The organism is Streptomyces sp. NPDC102283, from assembly GCF_044766265.1.
Lineage (GTDB): Bacteria > Actinomycetota > Actinomycetes > Streptomycetales > Streptomycetaceae > Streptomyces.
The window spans coordinates 235,683-250,695 of sequence record NZ_JBIWLQ010000001.1 but is presented as its reverse complement, the minus strand read 5'-3'; the positions used below and the strand labels follow the sequence as shown (position 1 = coordinate 250,695).

Genomic DNA, 15,013 nt, shown 5'->3' with positions numbered 1-15,013 from the left:
CAGCTGAGGAACCTCACCCCGACGACGCTTGACCTTGACCCCGTGTGAAGGGGTGCGGTGGAACCATCATGTTCACCATCGGAGACTTCGCCAGGTACGGACGGGTGTCGCCCCGGATGCTGCGCCACTACGACGCCATCGGACTGCTGACCCCCGACCGCACCGACCCCGCCACCGGCTACCGCCTCTACGGCGCGGCCCAGCTCGCCCGGCTCAACCGGATCATCGCGCTCAAGGACCTCGGCTTCACGCTCCAGCAGGTGGGGACGGTCCTGGACGAGCGGGTGGGCCCGGAGGAGCTGCGCGGCATGCTGCGGCTGCGCCGGGCCGAGCTGGCGGAGGCGGTGGCGGCCGCGTCGGCGCGGCTGACCCGGGTCGAGGCGAGGCTCCGGTCGATCGAGAGCGAGGGGCACATGCCTGGCGACGACGTTGTGATCAAAGCCGTTCCGGCGGTCCGGGTGGCCGAGCTGACCGGGACGGCCGCGAGCTACCAGCCGCAGGACATCGGACCGGTCATCGGCCCGCTGTACGACCGGCTCTTCCCTCTCCTGGAGGGCGCCGGCCTCCGGCCCACCGGTCCCGGGATCGCGCGGTACGAGGACGCCCCCGAGGGCGGCGGCGCGATCGTCGTGCACGCCGGGGTGACGGTGTCCGCCCCGGTGGGCTCGGTCGGGGACACGGAGGTGCGGGTGGTGGAGCTGCCGCCGTTCGAGGCGGCGACGATCGTGCACCGGGGCGCGATGGACGACGTCCTGTCGACGACCCACACCCTGGCCCGCTGGCTGGACGCCAACGGCTATCGCTCCACCGGCTACACCCGCGAGGTCAACCTGGAGTGCCCGCCGGACCGCGGGAGTTGGGTGACGGAGCTCCAGGAGCCGGTGGCTGAGGCCTGATCCGGTCCGGTGCGTACGGGGAGGGGACACGCCGCCCCCTCCTCCGTACGCACGCCCACACCCACGCCCGGCTTCTACGCCCCCGCCCAGAGCCCGTCCGCCGTGAGCCCCAGCAGCTCGATCGCGTTGCCGCGCACGATCCGGTCGACCACGTCCGGGGCCAGGTGGCCCATCTGCGCCTCGCCGACCTCGCGGGAGCGGGGCCAGGTGGAGTCGGAGTGCGGGTAGTCCGTCTCGTACAGCACGTTGCCGACGCCGATCGCGTCGAGGTTCTTCAGCCCGAAGGCGTCGTCGAAGAAGCAGCCGTAGACGTGCTCGGCGAACAGCTCGGACGGCGGCCGGTGGACCTTCTCGGCGACACCGCCCCAGGCCCGGTTCTCCTCCCAGACCACGTCGGCACGCTCCAGGATGTACGGGATCCAGCCGATCTGGCCTTCCGCGTACATGATCCTCAGGTTGGGGAAGCGCTCGAACTTGCCGCTCATCAGCCAGTCGACCATCGAGAAGCAGCAGTTGGCGAAGGTGATGGTGGAGCCGACCGCGGGCGGGGCGTCGGCGGAGGTGGACGGCATCCTCGACGAGGAGCCGATGTGCATGGCGATCACGGTCCCCGTCTCGTCGCAGGCGGCGAGGAACGGATCCCAGTCGTCCGCATGTATGGACGGAAGCCCGAGATGGGGAGGTATCTCGGAGAATGCGACCGCGCGCACGCCCCGTGCCGCGTTGCGCCGGACCTCGGCGGCGGCGAGCCGCGCGTCCCACAGCGGGACGAGCGTGAGCGGTATGAGGCGGCCGTGCGCCTCGGGGCCGCACCACTCCTCCACCATCCAGTCGTTGTACGCGCGCACGCCGAGGAGCCCCAGCTCGCGGTCCTTCGCTTCGGTGAACGTCTGTCCGCAGAACCGGGGGAAGGTCGGGAAGCAGAGTGCGGACTGGACGTGGTTGACGTCCATGTCGGCGAGCCGCTCCGGGACCGAGAACGAGCCCGGCCGCATCTGCTCGTAGGTGATGATCTCCAGCTTGATCTCGTCCCTGTCGTAGCCGACTGCGGTGTCCAGGCGGGTGAGCGGACGGTGCAGGTCCTCGTACACCCACCAGTCGCCGACCGGCCCGTCGTCGCCCTTCGCGCCCATCACGGGCGCGAACTTGCCGCCCATGAAGGTCATTTCCTTCAGCGGTGCGCGGACGACGCGCGGCCCGGAGTCCGCGTACCTGGACGGGAGCCGGTCCCGCCAGACATGAGCGGGCTCCACCGTGTGGTCGTCCACCGAGATGATCTTCGGGAAGGTCTCCATGCGTTCCACGGTAGCGCTGATCTGACGAACCGTCAGCTATCGTGCGCGGATCGGGGCGGCACACGGCACGGGGCACGGCAGCGGACCGGCACGGGGCACGGTTCCCGAATCGTTGTCGAGGGCTTGTGCAGAGCGTCACCCACTGCTGACGAGTCCGCCCGGGACAAGGCAGACTGTTGAGCGCGATACCAGCGGTACCGCGCCAACCGGATGCCTACCGCACTTCGACGCACGGGCGGACATACGGACGCGGGCAGCACCGGCAGGATCCGCAGACGAGCGGGACCGGCAGGCGAGCAGGACAGGGGGCATCAATGGACCGTGACAACGGGCCACGCGTGCGCGTACCGGAGCAGCGTGCTCCGGAGAAACCGGTTACGGCGGACGCCCTCAGGTTCACCGTGCTCGGTCCCGTACGGGCCTGGCGGGGCCCGGAGCCGCTCTCGCCCGGCTCGCCCCAGCAGCGCGCCCTGCTGGCAGCGCTGCTGCTGCGCGAGGGCCGGACGGCGACCGCGGGCGAGCTGATCCACGCGTTCTGGGGCGAGGACCCGCCCTCGCAGGCGCTGGCCACGATCCGGACGTACGCCTCACGGCTGCGCAAGATCCTGGGCCAGGACACCCTGGTGAGCGAGTCCGGCGGCTATGCGATCCGGACCGAGCGGACCGCGCTCGACCTGACGCTGGCGCAGGACCTGGCGGCCGAGGCGGAGAAGGCCCGCGCGGCCGGCGACCGCCTCCGGGCGCGCACCCTGATCAACAAGGTGCTGGGCCTGTGGGACGGCGAGGCGCTGGCCTCGGTGCCCGGCCCGTACGCGGACAACCAGCGGACCCGGCTGGAGGAGTGGCGGCTCCAGCTCACCGAGACGCGGCTCGACCTGGACCTGGAGGTCGGCTGCCACGCGGAGGCCGTCTCCGAGCTGACCGCGCTCACCGCCGCGCACCCGCTGCGCGAGAGGCTGCGCGAGCTGCTGATGGTGGCGCTGTACCGCAGCGGCCGGCAGGCCGAGGCCCTCGCGGTGTACGCGGACACCCGCCGACTCCTCGCGGAGGAGCTGGGCGTCGACCCGCGCCCCGAGCTGGCCCAGCTCCAGCAGCGCATCCTGCGTGCCGACGAGGAGCTGGCCCGCCCGGCGGACGAGCCGGCCCCCGCGCCCGCCCCGCTGCGGCCCGCGCAGCTTCCCGCCACGGTGCCGGACTTCACCGGCCGGTCCGCGTTCGTGTCCGAGCTGGGCAGCCGGCTGGCCACCGCCGAGAGCTCGGTGATGGCCGTCTCCGCGGTCGCCGGGATCGGCGGCGTCGGCAAGACGACGCTGGCCGTGCACGTCGCCCACCAGGCCCGCCGGCACTTCCCCGACGGGCAGCTCTACGTCGACCTCCAGGGCGCGGGGGCGCGGGCGGCCGAGCCGGAGACGGTCCTCGGCTCGTTCCTGCGGGCGCTCGGCACGGCGGACTCGGCGATCCCCGACACCCTGGACGAGCGGGCCGCGCTCTACCGCTCGACGCTCGACGGCCGCCGCATCCTGATCCTCCTCGACAACGCCCACGACGCCGCCCAGATCCGCCCGCTGCTGCCCGGTACGCCGGGGTGCGCGGCGCTGGTCACGAGCCGGGTGCGGATGGTGGACCTGGCCGGGGCGCATCTGGTGGACCTGGACGTGATGTCGCCCGAGGAGGCGCTCCAGCTCTTCACCCGGATCGTCGGCGCGGAGCGGGTCGGCGCCGAACGCGAGGCGGCCCTCGACGTGGTGGCCGCGTGCGGCTTCCTGCCCCTGGCCATCCGCATCGCCGCCTCGCGCCTCGCCGCGCGCCGCACCTGGACGGTCTCGGTCCTCGCCGCCAAGCTCGCGGACGAGCGCCGCCGGCTGGACGAGCTCCAGGCGGGCGACCTCGCGGTGAAGGCCACGTTCGAACTCGGCTACGGCCAGCTGGAACCGGCCCAGGCCCGCGCCTTCCGCCTCCTGGGCCTCGCGGACGGCCCGGACATCTCCCTGGCCGCGGCGGCGGCCCTGCTGGACCTGGACCCGCACGTGGCGGAGGACCTCCTGGAGGCCCTGGTCGACACGAGCCTGGTGGAGTCGGCCGCCCCGGGCCGCTACCGCTACCACGACCTGGTGCGCCTCTACGCGCGTGCGTGCGCCGAGCGGGACGAACAGCCGCCGGTGCGGCGGGAGCTGGCACTGTCACGGCTGCTGGACTTCTATCTGGCCACGGCGGCGGGGGTGTACGCGCTGGAGCGGCCGGGGGACCGGACCGTGGACCACCTGGAAGGGACGGAGCACGAGGGGCTCTCGTTCACCGATCACCGCCGAGCCCTCGACTGGCTCTACACGGAGGCGAGTTGCCTGCTCTCCTGTGTCCAGCAGAATCGTGCTCCCCGCTCGATACGGCGTGCGGTCGACCTCCTGCTGGCCGCGAAGGACCTCGCCGAGTCAGGGGCGAACGCGCGTCAGTTCGAATCTGCGGCCACGGTGGTGAGGGACGCCGCGGTCGAGGCCGGCGACCCCCATGCCGAGGCGAGGGCGCGGACGACACTCGCACAGGTGCACAGCATGGCCGGTCGCTTCGATCAGGCGGAGGACGAGGCACGCGAGGCCATGCTGCTGGCCCCTTCGGTGGACGACGTGTGGACGCACTGCAACGCGCCGAACGAACTGGGCATCATCGCCGGTTACCGCAACCAGCAGGAGGAAGCCGAGGTCCTGCTCCGGCGGGCGTGCACCGCGTTTCGCGCGGACCGGAACCACGCCGGCGAGGCAAGTGCCCTGTGCAATCTCTCCCGCGTCCATCTCGCCATGGGCCGGACAGCCAGTGCGGTGAAGCTGGCGGGCGAGGGCGTGGCTCTCTACAACCGGATGGGCCTCACCCTGCGCCTGGCGAACGGCCGCTACGCCCTGGGGCTGGCTCTGGCGCGCGCGAACCGGCCGGAGGAGGCGCAAGTGCGGCTCACCGAGGCCTTGGCCGTGTTCCGGGAGAGCCGCCAGCGCCTCTGGGAGGGAATGACGCTGTTCCGTCTGGCCGAGGTGCAACTCACCGTCGAGCGCCCCGCGCAGGCCGCCGCCCTGGCGGAACAGGCGCTCACCGTGCTGCTCCACATAGGCGGCGAGTGGCGGCGCGCGAATGTGCTCACGGTGCTGGGCCAGGCGCTCCACGGCATAGGGCAGGCCGACCGGGCGCAGGTCTGCTGGCGGGAGGCGCTCTCCGTCTTCGAACAGCTGAAGGCTCCCGAGAGCGAGGCCGTCTCCCGTCTGCTCTCCAAGACGGGCGCCCCCAGCGAGAGCTGAGTCACGTTCATCGTTCGTTTATCGCCGCGGTGCAGTCTTGCCTCTGTCGAAACGTCGCGTCGGGGGGCAGACGATTCGGCAGTGGAACCGAGCACTAAGGTGAACGGCTCTGAATAGCCCGTCCGGCAGCCCACGGGGGAGCAGCCGGACGGGCTTCGCCAACAGCCCCTGCACCGAGTAACGGAGTTCACCCATGAGCGAAGCGAAGAAGATCAAGCCGCCCCAGGTCCAGCCCGGGACCACCGGCGACATCAAGCCCGAGGACAGCCACATGACGGGCGAGCCCACGGTCACGCCCTTGGACAGCCACATGACGGGCGAGCCCGCGGTCACGCCTTTGGACAGCCACATGACGGGGCCGGACCCGCGCTGAGCGGGAGCCCCAGGGGGAAGCGGCCGCGGTGGCACCGAGGGGGAGCCGCCGCGGTCGCGGTACGGGGGAATGTGTGAGGGGCCCGAGTCGGGGGAGACGCTCGGGCCCCTCCCGCATGTCCGGGACCGTGCCTACAGGCCGCGCAGCTGAACCCTTGGCCGGCACAGCTTCGCCAGGTCGTCCACGTCGGACGTGAACAGCGCGGTCCGGCCCGGCTGCCGGTTCGCGATCACGGCGAGCGCGGCGTCGATGGCGTACTTGTGGCCGTGCAGTCCGGCCTCACGCAGAAGGCGGATCGCCTCGTCGGCGATGTCCTTGGTGACGGGTTCGACGACGATCCCGGCCATCGCCCAGTCCCACACCGGCCGCCGGATCTTGCTGTGGTACGCCTCGACCAAGGCCATCGAGCTGGTCACCACGCGGATGCCCGCCCGGTGGGCGTCCTTGAGCCGGCTCTTCATCTCCGGGTCACCGAGGGCCGCCAGCGAGACTGCCTCGCAGTCCAGTGCGTAGGTGATGTCCGGCATCAGGCGGCCGCCGCGTCCCGGCGTGCGGGGGCGTCCGCTTCCTGTTCGGTGAACCAATGCTCGATCTCTCGACGCTCGGTCTCGGCTGCAGTCAGGTCGGCGTCGGTGACAGGGCCGTATTCGCCCTCCAGGCGCTCCACCAGTTCGCCCAGCCGGTCATGCTCACGCTGCCGCTCTATGGCCCGGGTGACATACGCGCTGAACGCGCCGGGGCCCACCTCGCTGCGGATCTCCTCCGCCAGCTCCTCCGGCAGCGTGACTGTGTACTTCTTGGTTGCCATACTCTCGACCATACCGCCAGGAAAGTCCCCACCCCAGCCGCCGCCACCCCATCCAGTGAACCCGAACAGGCATTCCCCTACCCCCGCCCCCGCAGCTCCCCCTTCACCACCTTGCCGCTCGCGTTGCGCGGCAGCTCCGGGACGAACTCCACCGCCCGCGGCACCTTGAAGTTCGCCATCTCGCGGCGGGACCAGGCGATCAGGTCGTCCGCGGTGAGCGTCGCGCCCCGGCGGCGGACCGCGTAGGCCTTGCCGACCTCGCCGAGTCTCGGGTCCGGGACGCCGATGACCGCGACGTCGGCCACGTCGGGGTGGAGGCCGAGGAGCTGCTCTATCTCGGCCGGGTAGGCGTTGAAGCCGCCCACGATGAACATGTCCTTGATCCGGTCCGTGATCCGCAGGTTCCCCGCCGCGTCCAGGACGCCCACGTCGCCGGTGCGGAGCCAGCCGTCCTCGGTCATCGTGTCGGCCGTCGTGTCCGGGTCCTCGAAGTAGCCGCTCATCACGTGGAAGCCGCGCACCTGCACCTCGCCCGGAACGCCCGGTTCCGCCAGGACGCGCAGCTCGGTGCCGGGGATCGCGCGGCCCGACGTGGTGGCCACGACCTCCGGGGCGTCGCCCCGGCGGCACATGGTGACGATGCCGCTCGCCTCGGAGAGTCCGTACGCCGTGAGGACCGTCGCGATGTGGAGTTCCTCGCGCAGGCGCTCCACCAGCTGGAGGGGGACCACCGCCGCACCGGTGACGACCAGGCGGAGGGCCGAGAGGTCGTGGGCGCCCCGTGCCGGGTGGTCCAGGAGGGACTGGTGGAGCGTGGGCGGGCCGGGCAGGACCGAGATCCGTTCCGCCGCGATGTTCGCCAGCACCGTCTCCACGTCGAACACCGGCTGCGGCACCATCGTGGCCCCCCGCATCAGACAGGCGATGATCCCCGCCTTGTAGCCGAAGGTGTGGAAGAAGGGGTTGACGATGAGGTAGCGGTCGCCTTCGCGCAGGCCCGCCAGGTCGCTCCAGATCGCGTACGCCCGCAACGTCTGCGCATGGGTGATCACCGCGCCCTTCGGGCCGCCCGTGGTGCCGGAGGTGTAGATGATGTCGGAGGGGTCCGAGGGGTCGATGCGGGCAGCCCGTTCCCGTACGGCGGAGGAGGGGACGCCGTCCCCCGCCGCCAGGAAGTCCGGCCAGCTCGTGTAGTCCTCGGGGGCCGTCTCCGCGAGGACCACGACCCGCTCCAGGTCCGGCAGCCGCACCTCGGCCCGCCGCAGCGACGCCACGTACGAGGTGCCCAGGAACGTGCCGGTGACGAAGAGCAGCCTGGCCCGGCTGCGCCGCAGGATGTACGCCGCCTCCGTGCCCTTGAAGCGGGTGTTCAGCGGGACCAGCACCGCTCCGGCCGTCACCGCCCCGAGCGCGGAGACGATCCAGTCCAGGGTGTTCGGGGCCCAGACCGCGACCCGGTCCCCCGGCTCCACACCGGAGGCGATACACGCGGCCGCGGCCCGCTCCACCCGCTCGCCGAGCTCGGCGTACGAGAGCCGGGTGCGGCCGTCGGCCACCGCCTCGGCGGAGCCGTACCGCCGCGCCGCCGCCCGCACCAGCTCCGGGATGCTGCCCCATTCCTCGTCGCCTCGCATCACGTGCCCTCCTGCCGCCGCACTAGCTGACTATCCGTCAGATTAGCGGTAGCCTCTGCCGCTGTCAGCAGGGGCGACGGTGCGGGAGGTCAGCGGATGGCAACGCTCAAGGACGCGACGGCGATAGCCGGGATCGGGCAGACGGCGTTCGCGAAACGGCTTCCCGAGTCGGAGAAGACCCTCGCCTGCCGGGCGATCCTGGCGGCTCTCGACGACGCGGGCATCGCCCCCGCCGAGGTCGACGGCTTCGCCTCGTACACGATGGAGGAGACCGACGAGGTGGAGGTCGCCAAGGCGATCGGCGCCGGGGACGTCACCTTCTTCAGCAAGGTGGGGTACGGAGGCGGCGGTTCCTGCGCCACGCTCGCCCACCTCGCCGCCGCCGTCGCCACCGGGCAGGCGAGCGTCGGCGTGGCCTGGCGGTCGCGCAAACGCGGCTCCGGGCCCCGGCCGTGGAAGAACACGGCCGTCCAGCTCCCCACGCCCGCCCAGTGGACCCGCCCCTACGGGCTGCTGCGGCCGGCCGACGAGATCGGCATGCTGGCCCGGCGCTACATGCACGAGTACGGGGCCACCCGCGACCATCTCTTCAACGTGGCGCTCGCCTGCCGCAACCGGGCCAACCAGAACCCGGCCGCGATCATGTACGACCGCCCGCTGACCCGCGAGATGTACATGACCTCCCGCTGGATCAGCGAACCGCTCTGCCTCTTCGACAACTGCCTGGAGACCGACGGGGCGTTGGCCTGCGTGATCGTCTCCGCCGAACGCGCCCGCGACTGCCGGCGCAAGCCCGTCTACCTCCACTCCGTCGCCCAGGGCCTGCCCGCCCAGCACCACGGGATGGTCAACTACTGGAACGACGACCCGCTGACCGGACCCGCCTGGACAGCCGCCCGACAGCTGTGGAAGAACGCCGACTTCGGGCCCGACGACGTCGATGTGGCCCAGATCTACGACGCGTTCACCCCGCTCGTCCCGCTCTCCCTGGAGGGCTACGGATTCTGCGGGCGCGGCGAGGGCGGCGCGTTCACCGAGGGCGGGGCGCTGGAGAGCGGCGGACGGCTGCCGATCAACACCGGGGGCGGCGGGCTCAGCGAGGCGTACGTCCACCGCTTCAACCTCATCACCGAGGGCGTGAAACAACTGCGCGGCACCTCCACCGCCCAGGTTCCCGACGCCGCCACCTGCCTGGTCACCGCCGGCGAGGGCGTTCCGACGTCGGCCGTACTGCTGAGGAGTTGAGAGGAATGGCCGTGAACGATTCCCTGCTGCTTCCCGTCCCGGACGGAGACGGCGCACCCTTCTGGGAGTACACCGCACGCGGCGAACTGCGCGTACAGGCCTGCGCCTCCCCCGCCTGCGGTGAACTGCGCTTCCCGCCCCGGCCCTGCTGCCCGCACTGCGGGTCGTTCGAGAGCGAGTGGCGGGAGATGAGCGGGCGCGGCCGGCTCTGGTCGTACGTGGTCCCGCACCCGCCACTGCTCCCCGCCTACGCCGAACAGGCCCCGTACAACGCGGTGTTGGTCGAGCTGGCGGAGGCCCCGCACATCCGACTGGCCGGGAACGTCGTCGCCGCCCCGGACGCCCCGCTGAACTCGGTGGACCCGGCGCGGCTGCGGATCGGCGCTCCGGTGCGGGCCGTGTTCTGCCCGGCGGGACCCGACGGCGGCGTCACGCTCGTCCGCTGGCTCCTGGAGCGGTGAGCGATGGCCCTGCGCACCGAGCGGGACGAGGGGAGCGGGGTCGCGCTCGTCACCCTGGACCGACCGGCGAAACTCAACGCGATCGATGTGGAGACGGCCGGGGAACTGGCCTCGCTGTGGAGGGAGTTGCGGTACGACGAGTCGGTGCGGGCGGTGGTCCTCACCGGGGCCGGGACGCGAGCCTTCTGTACGGGGATCGACCGGGGCGTCACCGTCCCGCAGCCCCCGTCCCCGTACGCCCTCGACGACCCCCTCCTGCGGATCGGCCCCAAGGCGAACGACCTGTGGAAGCCGGTGGTCGCGGCGGTGGAGGGGATGGCCTGCGGCGGGGCGTTCTACCTGCTGGGCGAGGCGGAGTTCGTGGTCGCGTCCCGGGAGGCGACGTTCTTCGACCCGCACACGACGTACGGGATGGTCTCGGCGTACGAGGCCATCGCGATGGCCCAGCGGATGCCGTTCGGGGAGGTCGCCCGGATGTCCCTGATGGGCACGGCGGAACGGCTGAGCGCCGGGCGGGCGTACGAGATCGGCCTGGTCAGCGAGGTGACGGAGCCGGGCGGCGCGGTGGCGGCGGCCCTGCGGTCGGCGACGGTGATCGCCCGCTACCCGAAGGAGGCGGTGCAGGGCACGGTCCGGGCGGTGTGGTCCGCGAAGGAGGCGGCCAGGGCCCAGGCGATGTCCCAGGCACCGGCGCTGATCGCCCTGGGAAATCTGCCGCCGGAGCGGCAGGCGGAGCTGTTCGAGGGGCGGGGCGGGGGCGGGGAGCCTCGGGTGCGGTGAGCGTTCGAGGGAGCCCGGGTGCGATGATCCCTGTCCGTCCGTCCCCCCGTCCGTCCCGTCCGCGCGGGGTTCCCGGCCTCAGAGGACCTCGACGGTCACTTCGCAGTCCTTGACCTTGGACACCTTGCGGGGGCTCTCCATCCGCAGGGTGAAGGTGCGGACCTCGCCGCCGTCGAGGTTCACGGTGGTCCCGGCGGTGTCCATGGTGTTGCCCAGGCCGTCGACGAACCGGACGTCGATCTCGTACGCCTGCGAGCCCGGCTCGTTCGCCCGCAGCTCGATCAGCGACGAGGTGACCGCCTTGCGCTTGCCCTTGCGAGGCTGGACGCAGCGGACGATCCGGTAGGCGGGGGCGTCGGACGCGGTGGGCGTCGGGGTGCCGTAGGAACCGGACGAGCCGGAGGACGAGGAGTCGTCGTAGTCGTCGTCGAAGTCGTTGTCGCGGTAGCCGTTGTTGCTCTTCTTCGAGCTGGAGCAACCGCCGCCACCCGAGCTGCTGCTCTTGCCGCTCTTGCCCTTGCCGCCGCTGGAAGAGGTCGAGAACCCGGTGAGCGCGAGCACCACCACGACCAGGACCGCTGCGAGCTTCGTCTGTCGCCGCATCATGGACGCAGCCCCCCTTGAGTTTCGTTGCCGGTACGTCGCGCCGCTGGCGTGCGTCGTCGCCCTCAGCATGCCGCACACGATCACCTGTCCACGTCATGACCCTGTCACGGTCCCGTCATCGTCCGCGTGGCGGGGGTGATCGTCCCGGCGTAGCGTCGGCTGCGGGGGATGCCCGCGCACGTGGGACGACGCCCTGGAGGCTGACGATGATCCGCAACGTCCTCGGCTCCGTCGTCGCCCTGGCCGGGGTGGCCTCGGCCGTGCTGAGCCCGTTCCGCGACTGGTACGCCGGGCGGGCGGGGCAGGACTACCGGGTGGAGGACCTCTTCGGAGGCATCACCGCCGCGGAGTCCGGGGTGCTGGTGTCCCTGCTGCTGCCGTTCCTGGCGGCGGCCCTGCTGGTGATCGTGGGCGTGGTGCTCCGGTCGCGGCTCGTGGTCGCCCTCGCGGGTCTGGTGGTGCTGGGCTTCACGATCCTGTGGATGGTCCGCCAGGGGCAGGCCGCGGGGTCGCTGGTGGTGGCCGGGGACGGGTCCGGGCTCCAGGTGGGTGTGGTGAACGCGCTGGCGGGCGGGGTGCTGATGCTGATCGGGGCGCTGCTGATGAGTGGGCGCGGGCGCGGCCGGCGGAGCCGGCGGGAGCGGGCGCCGGTGGAGCCGTACGCCGCGCCGGGACCGGATCAGGTGGACACCTGGCCGCCGACGCAGGAGCCGGGAATGTCCGTGCAGACGTCGCCGTGGCCGGAGCCGGAGGTGGACCCGTACACAGGGCCCGACCCCCATGACCCCCGTACGCGGTCCTATCCGCAGGCACCGCCGACGGAGACGGACCCCCGGGACCCGGTACACCCGCCGCACCGGCCGCCGCAGGGCTGACGGCCACCCGGTCGAGGGTTCCGTCCTCAAACGCAGGACGGGCTGGGTGGGCGCCGGACCGGCCGGGCATCAAGCCTGTCCGGCGCTTGAGGACATCCTTTGAGCCCGTCCGGCGTTTGAGGACAGGACCCGGATCAGGTCCGGGCCCTGTTCCCCGTGCCCGTTCCCTTCAGCGCGTCCAGCGCGTACACGCAGCGGTCCTTGCTGCAGGCGTAGACCACGCCCGCCTGTGCCACGGGCGAGCCCGTGATCTCGCCGCCCGTCGCGAGTTTCCAGCGCAGCTGGCCGCCCGCGGCGTCCAGTGTGTAGAGGACGTGGTCCGCCGAGCCGAAGTGGACCCGGCCTTCCGCCACCACCGGGGAGCCCACCACGTCGCCGCCTGCCGCGAAGCGCCACTTCGGGGTGCCGGTGACCGCGTCCAGGGTGTACAGCGCGCTGCCGCTGCCGACATGCACGTTGCCCACCGCGACCAGCACCGGTTCGATGGAGGAGCGGGCCTCCGTGGCGATCCGCCAGCGGTCCTTGCCGGTGCTCGCGTCCAGCGCGTACACCGTGCCGAGGTAGTCCGCGAGGTACACCCCGCCGCCGGTCACCGCCGGGCCCGGCGCGAACGCGGGCGGGGAGAGGAAGACCGCGGGCGACTCGAAGTGCCAGCGCACCCGGCCGGAGCCGGTCTCCACCGCCAGCACCCGGGTGCCCGCCGCGATGTAGACGCAGCCGTCGGGGGCCGGGGTGACCCGGACCGGGACTCCGCCGCAGGAGGCCGCGTCGCCGATCGGGTACGACCAGCGCTCGATGCCCGTACGGGCGTCCAGGGCGCGCAGCCGGGCGTCCTGCCAGACGTACACCGTGCCGTCGTGGATGACCGGGCCGGACTCCGCCGTCTCGAAGTCGCTCTGCGCACCGGTGACTTCCCACAGCTTCTCGCCGTTGGACGCCTCCCAGCCCTGGACGCCGCCGCCCCGGGTCGCGGTCAGGACCGTGCCCCGGTCGGCCTTGAGGGCGTACACCCAGGCGTCGGTCGCCAGCCGCCAGTGCTCGGCGCCGGTCGTGGCGTCCAGCGCGTACAGCGAGGGGCCGTCCGAGGCGTGGATCCTGCCGCCCTCGACCGCCATCGCCCAGGCCACGTCCCGGGTCTTGAACTGGCGCCGTCCGTTGCCCACGTCCAGCGCGTGGACCTCGAAGGACGTCACGTACAGCAGGTCGCCGGAGACGACGGGCGTGCCCCACACGTCGTTGGACATGCGGAAGCGCCAGGGCCGCCAGCGGTCGGGGGCGGGGGCCGCACCGTCCGGGGCGGGGCCCGGGGCCGGGACGGGTGCGGTGGAGGCGGTGGACGCCGAACCGTTCACTCCGGCGGGCGGCCTGACCCAGCCGGTCGCGGCGGCCGGGTGCGCCGCGGCGGCCCCGCGCCCCTCGCCCGCACGCGGACCGGGGCCGATCGGCACCTTGGCGCCGGGCAGTCGGACGGGCCCGCCGTCGGGTGCGGCGGAAGTGCCCGCGGCCGGGCCGGACGCGCCGGACAGCGGCGAGGGCGAGGACAGCGGGGAGGGTGAGCGCAGGTCCGCCCCGCTGCGCCAGCCGGTGTCCCGCTCCGGGGCCCTGGGGGGCTGCCTCGGGGGCGGCGGGGGCGCCGCCGGGGCGGGCGGTGCGGTGCGCCCGCCGCCCCTGCGCCGCTCGATCATCGCGGTGGCCGGGGACGGCAGCCAGGCCGAGGCCGTGCCGCTGTCGTCGCTGCCGGAGGCGAAGAGGTGCGGGGCGAGCTGGGCCTGGAGGTCGGCGGGACTGGGCCGCCGGGTGGCGTCCATCTGCATGCAGGACTCGATCAGCGGCCGCAGGTCGTCCGGCAGCCCCTCGGTGTCGGGGCCCTCGCGCAGCAGCATGAACACCGTCTCGACCGGGTTGGCACCGTGGAAGGGGGCGTGCCCGGTGGCGGCGAAGACGAGCGTGGATCCCAGCGAGAAGATGTCGCTGGCCCCGGTGACGCTGCGGGAGTCCCGGGCCTGCTCGGGTGACATGTACGCGGGCGTGCCGACGGCGACGTTCGTCATGGTCAGCCGGGTGTTGGAGACACCGGACGCGATGCCGAAGTCGATCACCCGGGGGCCGTCCTCGACGACGAGGACGTTGGACGGCTTCAGGTCCCGGTGGACGAGGCCCGCGCCGTGGATGGACTGGAGGGCCTCGGCGATACCGGCGGCGAGCCAGCGCACCGCCTGGGTCGGCATGGGGCCGCACTCGTTCACTATCTCCTCGAGCGAGGGCGCGGGCACATAGGCGGTGGCGAGCCAGGGCACGGCGGCCCGCGGGTCGGCGTCGACCACGGCGGCGGTGTAGAACCCGCTGACCGCGCGGGCCGCCTCGACCTCGCGGGTGAAGCGGACCCGGAAGAGCTGGTCCTCGGCGAGCTCGGTCCGCACCGTCTTGATCGCCACGCGTCGGCCGGACGCCGACCGCGCGAGATAGACCAGCCCCATGCCGCCGGCCCCGAGCCGTCCCAGCACCTCGAACGGGCCGATCCGTCTCGGGTCGTGCTGCGTCAGCTGCTCCACCACTTGCCTGCCACCTCCCCGTAAACGGACCTCGGCGACGAAGTCCGCGAATTACCGCCCGGTCGAATCCCGCGCTGGGCAGCGCGCCCTGTGCAGGGTCTCACCACTGGGCATCACCTGGCGGTACGCACCCCGATTCTTCCTGGCCCGCGCCCCGGTTGCGAACCCGGGTGCGGATGAGGGTGTCTCATGTCACTTCGGGCGGTA

Annotated in this window: 13 protein-coding genes; 7 read left to right on the top strand and 6 right to left on the bottom strand. The window is 72.6% G+C overall.

All coding sequences use genetic code 11. The features are described from left to right. Nucleotides 1-68 precede the first annotated feature (68 nt). The gene (locus ACIRJT_RS01245) at nt 69-896 is read left to right on the top strand and encodes a MerR family transcriptional regulator (protein WP_403902978.1); all 828 of its coding nucleotides are present in this window, start codon (nt 69-71) and stop codon (nt 894-896) included. A gap of 74 nt (nt 897-970) precedes the next feature. Here the strand turns inward: ACIRJT_RS01245 and ACIRJT_RS01240 are convergent, their stop codons facing one another. After that, nucleotides 971-2,191 (bottom strand): amidohydrolase family protein, encoded by a 1,221-nt coding sequence (locus ACIRJT_RS01240; RefSeq protein WP_403902975.1) that lies wholly within the window; start codon nt 2,189-2,191, stop codon nt 971-973. Between the two features lie 314 nt (nt 2,192-2,505). Between ACIRJT_RS01240 and ACIRJT_RS01235 the strand changes: the two genes are divergently transcribed. Both ACIRJT_RS01235 and ACIRJT_RS01230 read left to right on the top strand, forming a co-directional pair. Continuing rightward, complete coding sequence (locus ACIRJT_RS01235) at nt 2,506-5,472, top strand: AfsR/SARP family transcriptional regulator (RefSeq protein ID WP_403902973.1); 2,967 nt, start codon at nt 2,506-2,508, stop codon at nt 5,470-5,472. Between the two features lie 193 nt (nt 5,473-5,665). After that, on the top strand, nt 5,666-5,845 hold the full coding sequence (locus tag ACIRJT_RS01230) for a hypothetical protein (protein WP_403902970.1): 180 nt from the start codon (nt 5,666-5,668) through the stop codon (nt 5,843-5,845). A 131-nt stretch (nt 5,846-5,976) separates the two neighbouring features. On the opposite strand, the gene ACIRJT_RS01225 is transcribed toward ACIRJT_RS01230, so the two are convergent. From ACIRJT_RS01225 to ACIRJT_RS01215, 3 genes are all read right to left on the bottom strand, one after another. After that, a complete protein-coding gene (locus ACIRJT_RS01225; RefSeq protein ID WP_403902967.1) occupies nt 5,977-6,372 on the bottom strand; it encodes a hypothetical protein in 396 nt (131 codons plus the stop codon). Next, nucleotides 6,372-6,653, bottom strand: a complete 282-nt coding sequence (locus ACIRJT_RS01220; protein ID WP_403902964.1) for a hypothetical protein — start codon at nt 6,651-6,653, stop codon at nt 6,372-6,374. The genes ACIRJT_RS01225 and ACIRJT_RS01220 overlap by 1 nt, the downstream gene beginning before the upstream one ends. A gap of 77 nt (nt 6,654-6,730) precedes the next feature. Then, nucleotides 6,731-8,287 carry a FadD3 family acyl-CoA ligase gene (locus ACIRJT_RS01215; protein ID WP_403902962.1) on the bottom strand — a complete coding sequence of 519 codons (1,557 nt, stop codon included), beginning with the start codon at nt 8,285-8,287 and terminating at the stop codon, nt 6,731-6,733. A 96-nt stretch (nt 8,288-8,383) separates the two neighbouring features. On the opposite strand from ACIRJT_RS01215, the gene ACIRJT_RS01210 reads away from it, so the two are divergent. Genes ACIRJT_RS01210 through ACIRJT_RS01200 form a run of 3 tightly spaced genes read left to right on the top strand, consistent with a single transcriptional unit; the run spans nt 8,384 to nt 10,773 of the window. Continuing rightward, a complete protein-coding gene (locus ACIRJT_RS01210) occupies nt 8,384-9,532 on the top strand; it encodes a lipid-transfer protein (RefSeq protein WP_403902959.1) in 1,149 nt (382 codons plus the stop codon). Nucleotides 9,533-9,537: 5 nt separating this feature from the next. Beyond that, nucleotides 9,538-9,993 carry a Zn-ribbon domain-containing OB-fold protein gene (locus tag ACIRJT_RS01205; protein ID WP_403902957.1) on the top strand — a complete coding sequence of 152 codons (456 nt, stop codon included), beginning with the start codon at nt 9,538-9,540 and terminating at the stop codon, nt 9,991-9,993. A gap of 3 nt (nt 9,994-9,996) precedes the next feature. Beyond that, a complete protein-coding gene (locus ACIRJT_RS01200; protein ID WP_403902954.1) occupies nt 9,997-10,773 on the top strand; it encodes an enoyl-CoA hydratase/isomerase family protein in 777 nt (258 codons plus the stop codon). A gap of 78 nt (nt 10,774-10,851) precedes the next feature. Here the strand turns inward: ACIRJT_RS01200 and ACIRJT_RS01195 are convergent, their stop codons facing one another. Beyond that, nucleotides 10,852-11,379, bottom strand: coding sequence for a hypothetical protein (locus tag ACIRJT_RS01195; protein ID WP_403902951.1), 528 nt, complete (start codon nt 11,377-11,379; stop codon nt 10,852-10,854). 206 nt (nt 11,380-11,585) lie between these two features. Between ACIRJT_RS01195 and ACIRJT_RS01190 the strand changes: the two genes are divergently transcribed. Next, entirely contained in the window at nt 11,586-12,254 is a 669-nt protein-coding gene (locus ACIRJT_RS01190) for a hypothetical protein (protein ID WP_403902948.1), read from the top strand. Between the two features lie 134 nt (nt 12,255-12,388). Here the strand turns inward: ACIRJT_RS01190 and ACIRJT_RS01185 are convergent, their stop codons facing one another. Continuing rightward, nucleotides 12,389-14,809, bottom strand: a complete 2,421-nt coding sequence (locus ACIRJT_RS01185; RefSeq protein ID WP_403902946.1) for a PQQ-binding-like beta-propeller repeat protein — start codon at nt 14,807-14,809, stop codon at nt 12,389-12,391. Between the last annotated feature and the right edge of the window lie 204 nt (nt 14,810-15,013).